This is a genomic window from Cupriavidus necator A5-1, assembly GCF_000744095.1.
Classification (GTDB): domain Bacteria; phylum Pseudomonadota; class Gammaproteobacteria; order Burkholderiales; family Burkholderiaceae; genus Cupriavidus; species Cupriavidus necator_A.
Map to the genome: position 1 here is coordinate 1,460,740 of NZ_JQLI01000008.1, position 15,983 is coordinate 1,476,722.

Below are 15,983 nucleotides of genomic sequence, written 5' to 3' on the forward strand. Positions count from 1 at the left end.
GAGGCCGGGCGCCTGAAGGTCCAAAACTTGCGTAAAATCGGGACATCATGGATGAACGTTCCAAAACGCTGCTCAAGACCCTGATCGAGCGCTACATCGCGGAAGGTCAGCCGGTCGGTTCCCGCACCCTGTCCAAGTACTCGGGGCTGGACCTGTCGCCGGCGACGATCCGCAATGTGATGTCCGACCTGGAGGAGATGGGCTTTATCTCCAGCCCGCACACCTCGGCCGGCCGTATCCCGACACCGCGCGGCTACCGGCTGTTCGTCGATTCCATGCTGACGGCCAAGCCACTCGAGCGCAACGCCGACCTGGCCGAGCTGACCGGCCAGATCCAGGACCAGCTCGGTGGCCAGCAGCTGGGCCCGCAGCGGATGATCACCATGGCGGCGCGCACGCTGTCCAACCTGTCGCACTTTGCCGGCGTGGTGATGACGCCGCGGCGCGCGCAGGCGTTCCGGCAGATCGAATTCATGCGGCTGTCGGAAAAGCGCATCCTGCTGATCATCGTCAGCCCGGAAGGCGACGTGCAGAACCGCATCATCCAGACCGAACTGGCGTACACCCCGGCCCAGCTGATCGAGGCGGCCAACTACTTCAACTCGCACTACGCCGGCATGAGCTTCGACTCGGTGCGCGACCACCTGCGCGTGGAGCTGCGCGACCTGCGCCGCGACATGTCGCAGCTGATGCAGGCGGCGGTCGAGGCCGGCAGCACCGTCGAGGACGAGGAGGACGACCACGTCTATATCAGCGGCGAGCGCAAGCTGCTGGAGGTGGAAGACCTGGCCTCCAGCATGGACAAGCTGCGCCGGCTGTTCGACGTGTTCGAGCACAAGACCAGCCTGCTGCAGCTGCTGGACGTGTCCAGCCACGCCCAGGGCGTGCAGATCTTTATCGGCGGCGAGAGCCGGCTGGTGCCGCTGGAAGACATGGCGGTCATCACCGCGCCATATGAGGTCGACGGGCAGATCGTCGGCACGCTGGGCGTGATCGGCCCCACGCGCATGGCCTACGAGCGCGTGATTCCCATCGTCGACATCACCGCGCGGCTATTGTCCAGCGCGCTGAGCCAGAACCAGTGATACGGCTGGCTGGTCAGACAGGCTGCCGCCCCATCCCTACCGAGCGCGGCAAATCTTGCCGGTGCGCCATGCCGGCGCCATGGCTGGCGACCTGCCTGCGCCGCGCCAACCCGGAAGCGACATGACGTTTTCTCCCGAACCGGCCTACCAGCACGGCCAGGCGCCGCGCACGGCGATCGTGCTGGTCAACCTGGGCACCCCCGACGCGCCCACGCCCAAGGCGGTGGGGCGCTACCTGAAGGAATTCCTGTCCGACCCGCGCGTGGTGGAGATCCCGCGCGCGGCCTGGCTGCCGCTGCTGCACGGTGTGATCCTGCCGCTGCGCTCGCGCGCCTCGGCGCTCAAGTACGAATCGATCTGGCTGCGCGAGGCGCATATGACGGGCTCGCCGCTCCTGGTCTACAGCGAGCGGCAGGCGCATGCGCTGCAGCGGCTGCTGAACCAGAACGGCCATGAGGTGACGGTGGCCTGCGCGATGCGCTACGGCAACCCGTCGATCGCGTCGGTGCTGGAGGCGCTGCGCCGCCAGGGCTGCGAGCAGGTGCTGGTGCTGCCGATGTACCCGCAGTACTCGGGCACCACCACGGCGACCGCGTTCGACGAGGTGTTCCGCGTGCTCGGCCAGTGGCGCAACCAGCCCGAGTTGCGGCTGGTCAAGCATTTCCATGACCACCCGGCCTATATTTCGGCACTGCACCAGCAGGTCAGCGACTACTGGGCCCGGCACGGCATGCCGGACTTCGCCCACGGCGACAAACTGATCCTGTCTTTCCACGGCGTGCCGCGGCGCACGCTGGAGCTGGGCGACCCGTATCACTGCGAGTGCCTGAAGACCGGCCGCTTGCTGGGCGAGGCGCTGGGCATGCAGCCGGGTCAGTACCAGGTGACGTTCCAGTCTCGTTTCGGCAAGGCGGAATGGCTGCAGCCGTACACGGCGCCGACGCTGGCCGAGTTGGGCAAGGTCGGGGCCGGCCGCGTCGACGTGTTCTGCCCCGGCTTCCCGGCCGATTGCATCGAGACGCTGGAAGAGATCGCGATGGAAGGGCAGACTGAATTCAAGGTCGCGGGCGGCAAGGACTTCCACTTCATCCCGTGCATGAATGATTCGGCACCGTGGGTGGCGGCGATGGCGGAGATCGCGCTGCAGCACCTGCAGGGCTGGCCGCTGGCCACGCCGCACCCGCACGAACTGGAAGCGCGGCGCTCGCGCGCGCAGACCCGGGGAGCGGCGGCATGAATGTGGATTTCGAGGCGGATGCGCGCCAGCGCATCGACAAGTGGCTGTGGTGCGCGCGCTTTTTCAAGACGCGTTCGCTGGCGGCCGAAGCGGTGGACCGCGGCAAGGTGACCGTCAACGGCCAGCCTTGCAAGAATTCGCGCGAGGTGAAGCCGGGCGACAAGGTCGTGCTGGAAGCGCACCAGCAGCGCTGGGAACTGGCGGTGAAAGGCATTGCCCCGGCGCGCGGGCCGGCGCCAGTGGCGCAGACGCTGTATGAGGAAAGCGCCGAGAGCCAGGCGCGCCGGCAGGCCGATGCCGAACGCCGGCGCCTGCAGCCGGAGCCGTCCGCGCAGATCCAGGGCCGTCCGACCAAGCGCGACCGCCGCCGCATCGACGACTTCAAGGGATGAAATGACAACGCGGCGGCACCGGCGCTATGCCGGTGCCGCCGCGCAGCGGAAGGGTGTCGGACAGGAGGCTGTTGGTCCCGGCCGACTATTCCTGCGTGACTTCCTGACTGACGATAGGAACGATGTAATGCTTGAACACCGCCTTGCCACTGCCATACTCCGTATCGCGCGGCGTGAACGCGCCGGAGAGACAGATAAAGGCAGTCATGACCGCCAATGCGGCCACGAGGCACACCGTCACCACAGGCAGCTTATGCATGGCCAACCTTTCGGAAGAGGCACAAATGTGAGCCATCTTCGGGGCCCCCGACATTTTTGACATTTTTCTTAAGAGAATCTTAGTGAGTGCGGTGCAGCAAGGCAATAAGGCGTCTATTGCATATGCCAACGCTTTGTAACCGTGTGTTTCCGCGTCTCGCCGGCGCCACTCTTGAAAACCGGCGCCTTGCCACCAACTGCATGCAACACACGCCGATTTACCACCCGTGGCCGGGCCATCGGCCGGCCACGACAATGTATTGATACGGATCGACATGGAAGACCAGAAGCAGACGCCATCCACCCAGCCGCCTACGCCCGCGGGCGATGAGGCGGCAAGCGCCGCCTCCGCAGGCCAGGAGACCACCGCAGCGCCGGAAACCGCCGCCGTGGACGATGTGGCGGCCCAGCTGGCCGCCCTCGAAGCCAAGGCACGCGAGAACTATGACCTGTACATGCGCGCCGTTGCCGAAGGCGAGAACATCCGCCGCCGCGGGCAGGAAGATATTTCCAAGGCACACAAGTTCGCGATCGAGAATTTCGCTGACAACCTGCTGCCGGTGATGGACAGCCTGCAGGCCGCGCTGGCCGACGGCTCGGGCGACATCGCCAAGCTGCGCGAAGGGGTCGAGCTGACCGCGCGCCAGCTGGCGGCGGCGTTCGAGCGCGGCAAGATCGTGGAACTGAACCCAGTGGGCGAGAAGTTCGACCCGCACCGCCACCAGGCCATCTCGATGGTGCCGGCCGACCAGGAACCGAACACCGTGGTTGCCGTGCTGCAGCGCGGTTACACCATTGCCGACCGCGTGCTGCGGCCGGCGCTGGTGACGGTGGCGGCACCCAAGTAAGCCGGGCAGGGCGGCGGCGCGGCTGCGCGGCTGCGCTGTATGTCCTGACCCTCAACCCTGATGCAGCGCCCGGTGCCGACTGGCCCGGGCGTTTGTCTTTTCGGAGCCAACCGTGACCATGGAACAGGAACCGTCCCAGGCCCCCCATCTCGACCACCGCGCCTTCGATGCCTTCGGCATGCGGCAGGTCGATGACAAGACCATCGACGCCGCCATTGCCGACGCCGGCGATGCGCTGGTGTGCGTGTTCTTCTGGGGCGTGGACTGCTTCAACTGCGAGATGGCCAAGAAGGCCATGCTCGCCAATCCCGAGCCGATCCGCGCGCTCGAGCTGCACTGGCTGCACGCCAATGTCTATGCGTATCCGGAACTGGGCCGCCGCTTCGGGCTGCACGGGATCCCGGTCTTCATGTTCTTCCAGAACGGCAAGAAGCTGGGCCGCGCCACCGGCTGGCACGGCCACGGCCAGTTTGCCGCCGCGGTCGGCAATGCGCGGCTGAAGGCGAGCGGCAAGCCGCTGGCGGGCTGAGTCGGGCTGGCGCCGTCAGCGTGACAGCGCGTAGCCGAGGCGGAACTGCCAGGGCAGCTTGTGGTTGTAGTCGAGCAGGCTCTCCCCGTAGCCGACGAAGTAGCCCGCCACCAGGTAGCCGGCGGTGCCGGGCAGCAGCCGCGCCATCGGGTAGCTGACCTGCGCGTCGACGCTGCCGTACCACTTGCGCGTGCCCTTGCGCAGGGTCGCCGAGAACTCCCACGAATCCGGCCGCCCGTAGGCGATGCCCAGGTCCATGTAGCCGCGGTAGTGGGCGATATCGGGGTTCTCCGACTTTTCCACGTAGGCGTAGACCTTGGGTGCGACGCGCCAGTGCCAGTCGTTCTGGTCGCCAAAGTAGAAGGTCGGCTTGATGAAGACCGTGTTGATGCTGCGCGATTCGTCGCCGTCGCGGCCGTTGGACTCATGCTCCAGGCCGGTGGCCAGCGACAGCCGGCTGATCACGCTGTTGCGCACGCCGGTATCGGACAGGTAATAGAACAGGCTGGGCTTGTAGTTGGTATCGCGGAACGGCTTGGACTTCTCGGACAGATCCCATAGCGAGAACTGGGTGTAGCCCACGTAGAGGTTGTCGAACAGGCTTTTCGACGCGGGATCCTCGCCTTCGAAGATGCGGTACTTGAAGCTGAGCTGGAACTTGGCGTTGGCGCCGCCATGCCCGCCGACCATGAAGTACATCGGATCGTGGAACGACAGCCGCGCGCTGTCGCGCAGGTCGGCCGGCGCCGGGGCGGGGGCGCTGGCGGTGGTGACCGGGGTCACCGGCACGGGCGCGGCATCGGCTGTATCGGCAGTCTCGGCGGGCGGCGCCGGCGGCTTGGCGGCGACTGGCGGGGTTGCCGTGGCCGACTCGCCTGGCTGCGGCAGGCGGTTCAGCGTCACCGTTACCGGAGCGGCGTCGATGCCAGTCGCATCCAGCCGCACCTGGCCGCGCAGGGCCGGCGGCAATGCCACCGTGTAGCGGATCGCGCGGTGCTCGCCGCGGCGCAGGTTGACCACGGCCGGGCCCGATACCTCTCGCCACAGCACCAGTCGCACCGGCGCCTGCAGGTCGCCCGAAGCGGTCACCTCCAGCGTGTCGGGGATACGGTAGCGGCGCGTGGCGTCGTCGGCGCTGACCACTAGCGTCAGCGTCAGCGGCTGGTTGCCGTCGATCACGCGCGGCGGCTGCAGCAGCGCCACGCCGGCGTGGCCGGCCAGCGGCCAGGCCAGCATCAGCGACAGGCAGATCGGGGCAAGGGCGCGGCCGGCGGGCGCCAGCCGGCGCCGGCGCGGAGGAAGGGCAATACGGGACATGGCTTGCGGGCAGCGCGCCGCCATGTGACGGAAACGCGGCTAGGGAAAATACGGACCCGCAAAGCCTACCACGCACCCGTCGGAGGGTTGTGACGAAATGTACGCTGCACTTGGCGCGTACCTTAGCGGTTGGCGCGGCGCTTGACGCAGTCGACGTAGTGGTCGCCGTCAGGGGGCTGGCCGGTGCGCTGTGCCTGCCACAGCATTTCACCGAGGCACTCCATTACTTGGTGCTGCGCCTGGTGCGGCGAATCCAGCCGGCGCGCCAGCGCCTCGTAGGCCTGGCGAATGCCGCGCGGCTGGTCTACCGAGACCTGCTCGGAGATCGACAGGTGCATGGCCAGGTGCAGGAAGGGATTGGTCTGGCCCTGCTCCGGGGTGTAGTCCTGCGCCAGCGCGCCTTCGGTATCGCGCAGCAGGTCCTGGTACTCGGGATGCTCGCCGATCCAGTCGACGGCAATGGCTTCCAGCGGGGTCAGCACGCCGCCTGCAATCTGCTTCTGCCAGGCATCGCAGAAGAACCGGCGGACTTCTTCTCGTGAGGGATTGAACATGGTGGCGCCATTGTAAACGAGGGCTGCGGTGCTCGCAGGCGGCACCCGCCGCGCCAAGTAGAATGCGGGATCGCCGACTTCCCGCCCTCCCGATGACCGCTTCCACCGCCGCCGACCACGCCCGCGACAAACTTGCCGGCGTGCTGCTGATCGCGCTGTCGGCCAGCGCCTTCGGGGCCATGGCGATCTTTGCGCGCTTTGCCTACGCCGCCGGCGCGGATGTCTACGGCCTGCTGTTCGTGCGCTTCGTGCTGGCGGCCGCGGCGCTGGCGTGGGTGATGCGCACGCGCGGCATTGGCCTGCCGCCATGGCGCCGCGTGCTGGCGCTGGCGGCGATGGGCGGCATCGGCTATGTGGGGCAGTCGTTTTGCTTCTTCAGCGCGCTGAACCATGCACAGGCCAGCCTGGTGGCGCTGCTGCTGTATCTGTACCCGCTGTTCGTGACGATCCTGGCGGCCATCTTCCTGAAGGAGCGCCTCACTACCGCGGCGGTGATCGCACTGGTGCTGTGCTCGGTCGGCGCCGGCCTGACCGTGGGCGGCGGCAAGGGCTCGCCGCTCGGCATTGCGCTGGGCCTGGCGGCGGCGGTGATCTATTCCGTCTACATCATCGTCGGCGCGCGCGTGACCGCGGGCGTCAACCCCATCGCCACCACTACGGTGATCTGCACCGCGGCTGCGCTGGTCTACTGCGTGGTCGGCTTGCTGCGCGTGGGCGCGGGTGCGCCGCCGCAGTTCCCGGCCACCGCCGGCGGCTGGCTGGCGCTGGCGGGTATCGCACTGCTGTCGACGGTGCTGGCCATCTTGACCTTCTTTGCCGGCCTGCAGCGGCTGGGCGCGGCGCAGGCGTCGATGCTGTCGACGCTGGAGCCGGTGGTGACCGTGCTGCTGGCCGCGGTGCTGCTGGGCGAGCATATCGGCCCGGCGCAGGCCGTCGGCGGCGGGCTGATCCTCGCCGGCGTGCTGTGGCTCACGCGCCGCGCGAACGCGCCGGCGCCAGCCCGGGCCAACGTGCAAGAGAATTGAACGGTTTGCTCAAAGGTGCTGTCGCGGCACGCTGACACCGTTCGGTACAATCGCGCCTTCTCATCAATCCTGACCAGGAAGGAGCACATGTCCCAGATCGACCAAGCCGCGCTGGCGCAGCTGTTTACCGAAGCCCGCACCCACAACGTGTGGCAGGACCGCCACGTGGACGACGCCGTGCTGCACCAAGTCTATGAAGCGATGAAGTTTGGCCCGACCGCCGCCAACAGCTCCCCGGTCCGCATCGTCTTCGTCAAGACCGCCGCCGAGAAGGCGCGCCTGGTCGAGTGCGTGTCGGCCGGCAATACCGAGAAGACCCGCTCGGCGCCGGTGACCGCGATCATTGCCTATGACACCGCGTTCCACGACCAGCTGCCCAAGCTGTTCCCGCACGCCGACGCCCGTGCCTGGTACGCCGGCAACGACGACAAGATCGCCCGCGACGCGCTGGTGAACAGCTCGCTGCAAGGCGGCTACTTCATCCTGGCGGCACGCGCGCTGGGCCTGGACTGCGGTCCGATGGGCGGCTTCGATGCCGACAAGGTCGACGCGGCGTTCTTCCCGGACGGCAAGTGGAAGGTCAACTTCCTGTGCAACCTGGGCTACGGTGAAATCGACAAGCTGCACCCGCGCGGGCCGCGCCTGTCGTTCGACGAAGCCTGCCGGATTGTTTGATCTGGTAGTGTGACGGCGAGCCTTGCTTGCGATGACGCTTGCAGCAAGCGCCCCTCTCCCGCCTGCGGGAGAGGGGACCGCGTCGTGGTGGATCGTGCGGCGTCGTCCTGCGTGCTGCTGATCAACCCCTCACAGCTTCGGCGCTTCCGTTTTCTCACGGTACTCGCACAGCGGCTCGATCGCGCAGTGCCAGCACTCCGGCTTGCGCGCCTTGCACACATAGCGCCCATGCAGGATCAGCCAGTGGTGGGCATCGTGCAGGAATTCATGAGGCACGCACTTGAGCAGCTTCTGCTCGACCTCCTGCACGTTCTTGCCCGGCGCCAGCCCGGTGCGGTTCGACACGCGGAAGATATGCGTGTCCACCGCGATGGTGGGCTCGCCGAACGCCGTGTTGAGCACCACGTTGGCGGTCTTGCGGCCCACGCCCGGCAACGCTTCCAGCGCTTCGCGGTCGGGCGGGACCTTGCCGCCGTGGCGCTCGACCAGGATGCGGCAGGTCTCGATCACGTGCCTGGCCTTGGTCTTGTACAGCCCGATGGTCTTGATGTATTCGCTCAGCCCGGCTTCGCCCAGGTCGAGCATCTGCTGCGGCGTATGCGCGACCGGGAACAGCCGGCGCGTGGCCTTGTTGACGCCGACGTCGGTGGCCTGGGCCGACAGCAGCACGGCGATCAGCAGCTCGAACGGCGAGCTGTATTCGAGTTCAGTGGTCGGGGCCGGATTGACCTCGCGCAGCGTCTCGAAGATGGCACGGCACTTGGCGGCGTTCATTGTTTTTGTTCTGGATCTTTGTTGGCGGCGTTCTTGTCTGTCGCGGGCGCGGTGAGCCCCGCACGCGCGCGGCGCGCTTCCGCTTCATCGATCTGGGCCTGCACCGCGGGCGAAACGTTCTCCGTGTTGCGCGGTTGCACAGCATGCTGCTTCTGCCGGGCTCGCTCGATCGCGGCCTGAATGATGGCGCGCTTGCGTTCCTGCGCGGCGCGCGCGGCTTCGCTTTCCGGCGTTTCCGCCTGCACCGCGGCGAGCTTGGCCGCGGCCTTGGCGGCCAGGCGCGCGTCGTTCTCTTCGCGCTCGCGCACCAGCCGCGCCTTGCGCGCGAGGTAGCGCGCGTGCGCGGCATCGGCCTGTTCCTGCGACCACGCGGCCCAACCGGTGCGCTCGCCGGTGACCGGGATCATGGCGATGCAGTCGACCGGGCAGGGGGCCACGCACAGGTCGCAGCCGGTGCACAGCTCGGGGATTACGGTATGCATCTGTTTGGCCGCGCCGGCGATGGCATCGACGGGGCAGGCCTGGATGCACAGCGTGCAGCCGATGCACAGGCTCTCGTCGATGTACGCGACCGCGCGCGGCTGCTCGATGCCGCGCTCGGGATCGAGCGGCAGCGGTGCGACCTTCAGCACCGCTGCCAGGCGGCGCACCCCCTCCGCGCCGCCCGGCGGGCAGCGGTTGCAGGTGGCCTCGCCGCTGGCCATGGCTTCGGCGTAGGGGCGGCAGCCATTGAAGCCGCACTTGGTGCACTGGGTCTGCGGCAGCAGCGCCTCGATGCGGTCGGCAAGGGTCTGGACGGCGGGATTCACGGCAGCGGGCAGGAAATCAGGAGACAAAACCGGAAAAGGCACACGGTGGACAGGACATGACAGGACATTGGCGGGGCGCTGTGCGTGCTTGGCGACATAACGCCCGCATAATCGGGCGAACAATAGGGGTGGACAATATGCCGGCGGGCCACTGCGGCCCCTGCAGGCTTCTGCGAGCCTTCGCGCCGCAAGGATTATCCCCGATTTCGCCGGCGGACAGAAACGGCGATGATGCGCGTCGCGCAGCCGGATTGCCGCACTCCGGCCTGTGCCATAATCCGCGCAACGATCGACCAGCCACCCAATGTCAACAGAGACCAAGACCAAACGCGACCCGGAAGGGACGCGCCGACGCATCCTCGCTGCGGCCACCGAGGAATTTGCCAAGGGGGGCCTGGCCGGCGCACGCGTCGACCAGATAGCCCGACGCGCGGAAACCAACGAGCGCATGCTGTATTACTACTACGGCAGCAAGGAAGGGCTGTTCCTTGCTGTACTTGAGAAGCAATACGCGGAATTCCGCGCCGCCGAGGAGCAGCTCCACCTGGTCGACGAAGACCCCGTGGCGGGCGTGCGCACCCTGGCGCGCTTTGTCTGGGACTGGTACTACGAGCACCCCGAATTCATCCGGCTGGTCAACAGCGAGAACCTGCACGAGGCCCGGCACCTGAAGAAGTCCGCGCAGCTGCAGCAGCTGATCAACCCGGTGGTGGACGTGCTGGCCGATGTGATCCGGCGCGGGCAGCAGCAGGGCGTGTTCCGCGACAATATCGACGTGCCGCAGTTCTACCTGACGATCTCCGCGCTGGGCTACTACGTGCTGTCCAACCGCTACACCATCAGCGCCGTGATCGGCCGCGACGTGGCCTCGCAGCATGAGCATGAGCGTTTTGCCGAGCTGCACTCAGAGATGCTGCTCTGTTACCTGAAGCGGCACTGAACGCGCAAGAAGAAACGCCCGCGATTGCGGGCGTTTTCTTTTGTTACTTGGCTGCGGCAGTGGCAGCTGCTGTAGCGGTGGCAGGTGTGGCCGGGTGGTACTTGCGGATGAAATCGCGCAGCAGCGGGTAGATGTCGTCGCGCCAGCGTCGGCCCGAGAAGATCCCGTAGTGGCCGCAACGTTCGGCGTTCAGGTGCTGCTTGCGGGCCTTGGGGATGCCGCTGCACAGGTCATGTGCAGCCGCGGTCTGGCCGGCGCCGGAGATATCGTCCAGCTCGCCCTCGATGGTCAGCAGCGCGGTGCTCTTGATGTCCTGCGGCCGCACCGGCTTGCCGTCGATGGCCCAGGTGCCGTTGGCCAGGCGGAATTCCTGGAACACTTCGCGGATGGTGTCGAGGTAGTAATCGGCGGCCATGTCGAGCACGGCGTTGTACTCGTCGTAGAAGCGCACATGGGCCTCGGCGTCGTCGGCATCGCCTTCGACCAGGCTCAGGTAGTAGTCATAGTGTGAGGAGAGGTGCCGGTCCGGGTTCATCGCCACGAAACCGGCATGCTGCAAGAAGCCCGGGTAGACGCGGCGGCCGTGGCCGGGATAGTTGGCCGGCACGGTGTAGATGACGTTGTTCTCGAACCACTCGTAGGACTTGTTGATCGCCAGCGAGTTGACCGCGGTCGGGCTCTTCCGTGCGTCAATGGGGCCGCCCATCATCGTCATGGTGCGCGGCGTCTTCTCGCCGGCCGAGGCCATCAGCGAGATTGCGGCCAGCACGGGCACGGTCGGCTGGCATACCGAGATCACATGCAGGTTCTCGGCGCCGATATGGCGGATGAATTCCTGGATGTAGTAGATGTAGTCCGACAGGTGGAACGCGCCCTGGTCGGCCGGCACCATGCGCGCGTCGATCCAGTCGGTGACGTAGACCTTGTGGTCTTGCAGCAGTGTGCGCACCGTATCGCGCAGCAGCGTGGCGTGGTGGCCCGACAGCGGCGCGCACACCAGTACCACCGGCTCATCCTTCAGCAGCTTGATGGTTTCCGGGTCGTCGGCATAACGCTTGAAGCGCAACAGCTTGCAGAAAGGCTTTTCCAGCACCGTCTGTTCGACGATGGGGATGTCGCGGCCGTTGGAGCGCACCGACTTGATGTCGAACGCCGGCTTTTCGTATTCCTTGCCGAGTCGGTACAGCAGTTCATAGCCGGCTGCCAGGCGGGGGGCGCCAGGAACCAGCGACATCGGGCTGAGGGGGTTGGTGAAGGTCTTGGCGGTCGCCTGGGCCCACGCGGTCAGTGGGTGCAGGATCGAGCGCTGGAACTCATGCAATTGGTAGAGCATGCCGTTTCTGCCTGGGTCTTACAAAGAAATACGTACCACCAAGTACTAATGTACTGACAATACACCTTGAATCGTGGCGCCGATTATGCCCTTAATCGAACGGCCGTGCTGACGATCGTGCTGTGCAGCATATACCTTAAGGTACATGCATCTCCGCGAAAAACAATACGACAAAGGCCTGATTTCCGGATGACATCCGGCCTAAAAAACGCAAACAAATGCAAAAAGCGGCCGAAGCCGCTTTTTTTGTGTTGCTTTGTGATCTTCTCGGCAGTCACCCGGTAAGGGGTGCCCGCGAAAATCAGCCATTTCCGACCGCAGGAATCATCCTTTCCTGACGGCCGGAATGCGCATCGTCTTACATTACCGCCGCGATCGCATCGACGACCGCGTCGATATTGCGGCTGTTCAGCGCTGCCACGCAGATACGGCCGGTACCGACGGCGTAGATGCCGTGCTCGTTGCGCAGGCGGTCGACCTGGGCCGAGGTCAGGCCCGAGTACGAGAACATGCCGCGCTGCGCCTTGACAAAGGAGAAGTCGCCCGGCACGCCCTTGGCGGCCAGCTTGTCCACCAGCGCGTGGCGCATCAGCTTGATGCGGTCGCGCATCTCGGCCAGTTCTTCTTCCCACATGGCGCGCAGTTCCGGGCTGTTCAGCACGGTGGCGACCACGGTGCCGCCGTGCGTCGGCGGGTTGGAGTAGTTGGTGCGGATCACGCGCTTGACCTGCGACATCACGCGCTGCGCTTCTTCCTTGCCGGTGGTGACGATCGACAGCGCGCCCACGCGCTCGCCGTACAGCGAGAAGCTCTTGGAGAACGAGCTCGACACGAAGAAGGGCAGGCCGGAGTCGGCGAACACGCGCACCGCGGCGCCGTCGGCGTCGATGCCGTCGGCAAAGCCCTGGTAGGCCATGTCCAGGAACGGGATCAGGTTGCGTTCCTTGACCAGCTCGACCACCTGCTTCCACTGCTCGGGCGACAGGTCCACGCCGGTCGGGTTGTGGCAGCAGGCGTGCAGCACGACGATGGTGTTGGCTGGGTACGACTTCAGCGATTCCACCATGCCGGCGAAGTTCAGGCCGTGGCTGGGGGCGTCGTAGTAGGTGTAGTTGACCACCGGGAAGCCGGCGGCTTCGAACAGCGCGCGGTGGTTCTCCCAGCTCGGGTCGCTGATGGCGACCTTGGCGTCCGGGTACAGGCGCTTCAGGAAGTCGGCGCCGATCTTCAGCGCGCCGGTGCCGCCGAGTGCCTGGGCCGTCACCACGCGGCCTTCCGTGATCAGCGGCGATTCCTTGCCGAACAGCAGCGTCTGCACGGCCTGGTCATAGGCGGCAATGCCTTCGATCGGCAGGTAGCCACGCGGCGTGGCGGTGGTCAGGCGGGCCTTTTCTGCCTCCTGGACGGCGCGCAGCAGGGGGATTTTCCCTTCGTCGGTGAAGTACACGCCAACGCCCAGGTTGACCTTGGTCGGGCGGGTATCGGCATTGAAGGCTTCGTTGAGGCCCAGGATCGGGTCGCGCGGGGCCATCTCGACGGCAGAAAACAAACTCATTTGGAATCTCGTGGTCGGCTATGTAAGAAAACGGGAAGGCGTAGAATGCTCCGGACTGCGCTGGGGGCTGCCAGGCCCCCGTTACTCTTCCGGCTTGAAGCGGGGGCTGACAACCCCAAGATTCTAGCGTATCCGCCCCGTATTCCTGAGGTATTTCCCTAATTCCGCCCGTTAATTCGCCCCCTTATGTCGAACCTTGCAGAAGCCGCGCCGGCCCTGGACGAAGACAAATTCGTCACATTTCCCGGCTCCCCGTTCCAGCTCTACCAGCCGTTCCCGCCCGCCGGCGACCAGCCGGAGGCCATCCGGCAACTGGTGGAGGGGGTGGACGACGGCCTGTCGTTCCAGACGCTGCTGGGGGTGACGGGCTCGGGCAAGACCTTCACCATGGCCAACGTGATCGCCCGCATGGGACGGCCGGCGATCGTGTTCGCGCCCAACAAGACGCTGGCGGCCCAGCTCTACGCCGAGTTCCGCGAGTTCTTCCCGCGCAACGCGGTCGAGTACTTCGTCAGCTACTACGACTACTACCAGCCCGAGGCCTACGTCCCGCAGCGCGACCTGTTTATCGAGAAGGACTCGTCGATCAACGAGCATATCGAGCAGATGCGGCTGTCGGCGACCAAGAGCCTGCTGGAGCGCCGCGACACGATCATCGTGGCGACCGTCTCTGCGATCTATGGTATCGGCAACCCGACCGAATACCACCAGATGATTCTCACGTTGCGGGCCGGCGACAAGATCAGCCAGCGCGACGTGATCGCGCGCCTGATCGCGATGCAGTACACCCGCAACGAGACCGACTTCCAGCGCGGCACCTTCCGCGTGCGCGGCGACACCATCGACATCTTCCCGGCCGAGCATGCGGAGATGGCGGTGCGGCTGGAGATGTTCGACGACGAGGTGGAGTCGCTGCACTTCTTCGATCCGCTCACGGGCCGCGTGCGCCAGAAGATCCCGCGCTTCACGGTCTACCCGTCGAGCCACTACGTGACCCCGCGCGAGACCGTGCTGCGCGCGATCGAGGCTATCAAGTCCGAACTGCGCGATCGGCTGGAGTTCTTCCATAAGGAAAACCGGCTGGTGGAAGCGCAGCGGCTGGAGCAGCGCACCCGCTTCGACCTGGAAATGCTGTCCGAGCTGGGCTTCTGCAAAGGCATCGAGAACTATTCGCGGCACCTGTCCGGCGCGCGCCCGGGCGAGCCGCCGCCGACGCTGGTCGACTACCTGCCGCCCGACGCGCTGATGTTCCTTGACGAGTCGCACGTGCTGATCGGCCAGCTCAACGGCATGTACAACGGCGACCGCGCGCGCAAGACCACGCTGGTGGAGTACGGCTTCCGGCTGCCGTCGGCGCTGGACAACCGGCCGCTGAAGTTCGACGAATTCGAGCGCAAGATGCGCCAGGTGATGTTTGTCTCGGCCACGCCGGCGCAGTTCGAGCAGGAGCATGCGGGGCAGGTGGTGGAGCAGGTGGTGCGGCCGACCGGCCTGGTCGATCCCATCATCATGGTGCGGCCGGCCACCACGCAGGTGGATGACCTGCTGTCCGAGATCCATCTGCGCGTTCAAGCCGGCGAGCGCGTGCTGGTGACCACGCTGACCAAGCGCATGGCCGAGCAGCTCACCGAGTTCCTGTCCGAGAACGGCGTCAAGGTCCGCTATCTGCACTCGGACATCGATACGGTCGAACGCGTGGAGATCATCCGCGACCTGCGCCTGGGCACCTTCGACGTGCTGGTGGGTATCAACCTGCTGCGCGAGGGGCTGGATATCCCGGAGGTGTCGCTGGTGGCGATCCTCGACGCGGACAAGGAAGGCTTCCTGCGCGCCGAGCGCTCCCTGATCCAGACCATCGGCCGCGCCGCGCGCAACGTCAACGGCACCGCCATCCTGTACGCGGACCGCATGACCGACTCGATGAAGAAAGCCATCGGCGAGACCGAGCGCCGCCGCGCCAAGCAGATCGCCTTCAACGAGGCCAACGGCATCACCCCGCGCGGCGTGGTCAAGCGCATCAAGGACATCATCGACGGCGTCTACAACGCCAGCGATGCCAAGGCCGAGCTGCAGGCCGCTCAGGAGCAGGCGCGCTACGAGGACATGAGCGAGAAGCAGGTCTCCAAGGAGATCAAGCGGCTGGAAAAGCTCATGCTCGACCATGCCCGCAACCTGGAATTCGAGCAGGCCGCGCAGGTGCGCGACCAGCTGGCCAAGCTCAAGGCGCAGGTGTTCGGCGCCAGCGGCGACGGCGCGCTGCCGCCGGCCTGATGTGCGATGGCGGCCGGTCCGGCTCGCCTATAGTGAAATGCGTCACACCTGAACGGAGACGCGTCATGGTCAAGCTTGGACTGTGGGTACCGCTGGAAGCCAGGCCCGGCAAGGAGCAGGAAGTCGAGCAGTTCCTGCGCGACGCCGCGGCGCTGGTAGAGCAGGAGGCCGGCACCACGGCCTGGTTTGCGCTGCGGCTGGGCGCGTCGATGTTCGGTATCTTCGATGCCTTTGCCGACGAGTCCGCGCGCGAGGCGCATCTGGGCGGCAAGGTCGCGGTGGCGCTGATGGCGAAGGCGCCGGACCTGTTCGTGGACACGCCGCCGATCCAGAGGCTGGAGGTGCTGGCGGCCAAGCTGCCCTGATGCCCACGGACGAGGA

At 66.2% G+C, this 15,983-nt stretch carries 17 protein-coding genes; 10 read left to right on the plus strand and 7 right to left on the minus strand.

The annotated features are described in order from the left end of the window. The first annotated feature begins 47 nt into the window (after positions 1–47). The 3 genes from hrcA to K307_RS30890 all read left to right on the plus strand — a co-directional run bounded on the left by hrcA (position 48) and on the right by K307_RS30890 (position 2,714). On the plus strand, positions 48–1,085 hold the full coding sequence (gene hrcA / locus K307_RS30880; protein WP_022534142.1) for a heat-inducible transcriptional repressor HrcA: 1,038 nt from the start codon (positions 48–50) through the stop codon (positions 1,083–1,085). Between the two features lie 121 nt (positions 1,086–1,206). Further along, positions 1,207–2,322, plus strand: coding sequence for a ferrochelatase (gene hemH, locus K307_RS30885; RefSeq protein WP_042887576.1), 1,116 nt, complete (start codon positions 1,207–1,209; stop codon positions 2,320–2,322). Further along, complete coding sequence (locus tag K307_RS30890; protein ID WP_042884765.1) at positions 2,319–2,714, plus strand: RNA-binding S4 domain-containing protein; 396 nt, start codon at positions 2,319–2,321, stop codon at positions 2,712–2,714. The genes hemH and K307_RS30890 overlap by 4 nt, the downstream gene beginning before the upstream one ends. An 85-nt stretch (positions 2,715–2,799) precedes the next feature. On the opposite strand, the gene K307_RS48625 is transcribed toward K307_RS30890, so the two are convergent. Further along, positions 2,800–2,973, minus strand: coding sequence for a hypothetical protein (locus tag K307_RS48625; RefSeq protein WP_042887577.1), 174 nt, complete (start codon positions 2,971–2,973; stop codon positions 2,800–2,802). Positions 2,974–3,247: 274 nt separating this feature from the next. Between K307_RS48625 and grpE the strand changes: the two genes are divergently transcribed. Together grpE and K307_RS30905 are read left to right on the plus strand one after the other, a co-directional pair. After that, on the plus strand, positions 3,248–3,820 hold the full coding sequence (grpE, locus tag K307_RS30900; protein ID WP_042884766.1) for a nucleotide exchange factor GrpE: 573 nt from the start codon (positions 3,248–3,250) through the stop codon (positions 3,818–3,820). A gap of 118 nt (positions 3,821–3,938) precedes the next feature. Continuing rightward, the gene (locus K307_RS30905) at positions 3,939–4,349 is read left to right on the plus strand and encodes a thioredoxin family protein (RefSeq protein WP_042884767.1); all 411 of its coding nucleotides are present in this window, start codon (positions 3,939–3,941) and stop codon (positions 4,347–4,349) included. Between the two features lie 15 nt (positions 4,350–4,364). Here K307_RS30905 and K307_RS30910 read toward each other — a convergent pair whose 3' ends face one another. Both K307_RS30910 and K307_RS30915 read right to left on the minus strand, forming a co-directional pair. Further along, positions 4,365–5,666: a phospholipase A gene (locus K307_RS30910; protein WP_042887578.1), complete on the minus strand. Its 1,302-nt coding sequence runs from the start codon at positions 5,664–5,666 to the stop codon at positions 4,365–4,367. A 122-nt stretch (positions 5,667–5,788) separates the two neighbouring features. Then, positions 5,789–6,220 carry a DUF1841 family protein gene (locus K307_RS30915; RefSeq protein ID WP_042884768.1) on the minus strand — a complete coding sequence of 144 codons (432 nt, stop codon included), beginning with the start codon at positions 6,218–6,220 and terminating at the stop codon, positions 5,789–5,791. Between the two features lie 92 nt (positions 6,221–6,312). Between K307_RS30915 and K307_RS30920 the strand changes: the two genes are divergently transcribed. Both K307_RS30920 and K307_RS30925 read left to right on the plus strand, forming a co-directional pair. Further along, a complete protein-coding gene (locus K307_RS30920) occupies positions 6,313–7,245 on the plus strand; it encodes a DMT family transporter (protein ID WP_042884769.1) in 933 nt (310 codons plus the stop codon). 87 nt (positions 7,246–7,332) lie between these two features. Further along, positions 7,333–7,920 (plus strand): malonic semialdehyde reductase, encoded by a 588-nt coding sequence (locus K307_RS30925; RefSeq protein ID WP_042884770.1) that lies wholly within the window; start codon positions 7,333–7,335, stop codon positions 7,918–7,920. A 129-nt stretch (positions 7,921–8,049) separates the two neighbouring features. Here the strand turns inward: K307_RS30925 and nth are convergent, their stop codons facing one another. After that, positions 8,050–8,694, minus strand: coding sequence for an endonuclease III (gene nth, locus K307_RS30930; RefSeq protein WP_042884771.1), 645 nt, complete (start codon positions 8,692–8,694; stop codon positions 8,050–8,052). Further along, entirely contained in the window at positions 8,691–9,503 is an 813-nt protein-coding gene (rsxB, locus tag K307_RS30935) for an electron transport complex subunit RsxB (RefSeq protein ID WP_042884772.1), read from the minus strand. Before rsxB ends, nth begins: the two co-directional genes overlap by 4 nt. A 304-nt stretch (positions 9,504–9,807) precedes the next feature. On the opposite strand from rsxB, the gene K307_RS30940 reads away from it, so the two are divergent. Continuing rightward, the gene (locus K307_RS30940; protein WP_022534154.1) at positions 9,808–10,443 is read left to right on the plus strand and encodes a TetR family transcriptional regulator; all 636 of its coding nucleotides are present in this window, start codon (positions 9,808–9,810) and stop codon (positions 10,441–10,443) included. Between the two features lie 43 nt (positions 10,444–10,486). Here the strand turns inward: K307_RS30940 and K307_RS30945 are convergent, their stop codons facing one another. After that, positions 10,487–11,776 carry a polyhydroxyalkanoate depolymerase gene (locus K307_RS30945; protein WP_042884773.1) on the minus strand — a complete coding sequence of 430 codons (1,290 nt, stop codon included), beginning with the start codon at positions 11,774–11,776 and terminating at the stop codon, positions 10,487–10,489. Between the two features lie 358 nt (positions 11,777–12,134). Then, entirely contained in the window at positions 12,135–13,331 is a 1,197-nt protein-coding gene (locus K307_RS30950; RefSeq protein ID WP_042884774.1) for an amino acid aminotransferase, read from the minus strand. Between the two features lie 186 nt (positions 13,332–13,517). On the opposite strand from K307_RS30950, the gene uvrB reads away from it, so the two are divergent. Together uvrB and K307_RS30960 are read left to right on the plus strand one after the other, a co-directional pair. Beyond that, positions 13,518–15,602, plus strand: a complete 2,085-nt coding sequence (uvrB, locus tag K307_RS30955) for an excinuclease ABC subunit UvrB (RefSeq protein WP_042884775.1) — start codon at positions 13,518–13,520, stop codon at positions 15,600–15,602. Positions 15,603–15,667: 65 nt separating this feature from the next. Then, positions 15,668–15,967 carry a putative quinol monooxygenase gene (locus K307_RS30960; RefSeq protein WP_042884776.1) on the plus strand — a complete coding sequence of 100 codons (300 nt, stop codon included), beginning with the start codon at positions 15,668–15,670 and terminating at the stop codon, positions 15,965–15,967. Positions 15,968–15,983 lie beyond the last annotated feature (16 nt).

Excerpts from the sequence above, each read along its gene's own strand:
- K307_RS30890 (WP_042884765.1), top strand. The coding sequence starts at position 2,319 with ATGAATGTGGATTTCGAGGCGGATGCGCGCCAGCGCATCGACAAGTGG.
- nth (WP_042884771.1), bottom strand. The coding sequence starts at position 8,694 with ATGAACGCCGCCAAGTGCCGTGCCATCTTCGAGACGCTGCGCGAGGTC.
- K307_RS30905 (WP_042884767.1), top strand. The coding sequence starts at position 3,939 with ATGGAACAGGAACCGTCCCAGGCCCCCCATCTCGACCACCGCGCCTTC.
- grpE (WP_042884766.1), top strand. The coding sequence starts at position 3,248 with ATGGAAGACCAGAAGCAGACGCCATCCACCCAGCCGCCTACGCCCGCG.
- K307_RS30950 (WP_042884774.1), bottom strand. The coding sequence starts at position 13,331 with ATGAGTTTGTTTTCTGCCGTCGAGATGGCCCCGCGCGACCCGATCCTG.
- K307_RS30940 (WP_022534154.1), top strand. The coding sequence starts at position 9,808 with ATGTCAACAGAGACCAAGACCAAACGCGACCCGGAAGGGACGCGCCGA.
- K307_RS30915 (WP_042884768.1), bottom strand. The coding sequence starts at position 6,220 with ATGTTCAATCCCTCACGAGAAGAAGTCCGCCGGTTCTTCTGCGATGCC.
- K307_RS30960 (WP_042884776.1), top strand. The coding sequence starts at position 15,668 with ATGGTCAAGCTTGGACTGTGGGTACCGCTGGAAGCCAGGCCCGGCAAG.
- K307_RS48625 (WP_042887577.1), bottom strand. The coding sequence starts at position 2,973 with ATGCATAAGCTGCCTGTGGTGACGGTGTGCCTCGTGGCCGCATTGGCG.
- uvrB (WP_042884775.1), top strand. The coding sequence starts at position 13,518 with ATGTCGAACCTTGCAGAAGCCGCGCCGGCCCTGGACGAAGACAAATTC.
- K307_RS30945 (WP_042884773.1), bottom strand. The coding sequence starts at position 11,776 with ATGCTCTACCAATTGCATGAGTTCCAGCGCTCGATCCTGCACCCACTG.
- K307_RS30925 (WP_042884770.1), top strand. The coding sequence starts at position 7,333 with ATGTCCCAGATCGACCAAGCCGCGCTGGCGCAGCTGTTTACCGAAGCC.
- K307_RS30910 (WP_042887578.1), bottom strand. The coding sequence starts at position 5,666 with ATGTCCCGTATTGCCCTTCCTCCGCGCCGGCGCCGGCTGGCGCCCGCC.
- K307_RS30920 (WP_042884769.1), top strand. The coding sequence starts at position 6,313 with ATGACCGCTTCCACCGCCGCCGACCACGCCCGCGACAAACTTGCCGGC.
- hrcA (WP_022534142.1), top strand. The coding sequence starts at position 48 with ATGGATGAACGTTCCAAAACGCTGCTCAAGACCCTGATCGAGCGCTAC.
- hemH (WP_042887576.1), top strand. The coding sequence starts at position 1,207 with ATGACGTTTTCTCCCGAACCGGCCTACCAGCACGGCCAGGCGCCGCGC.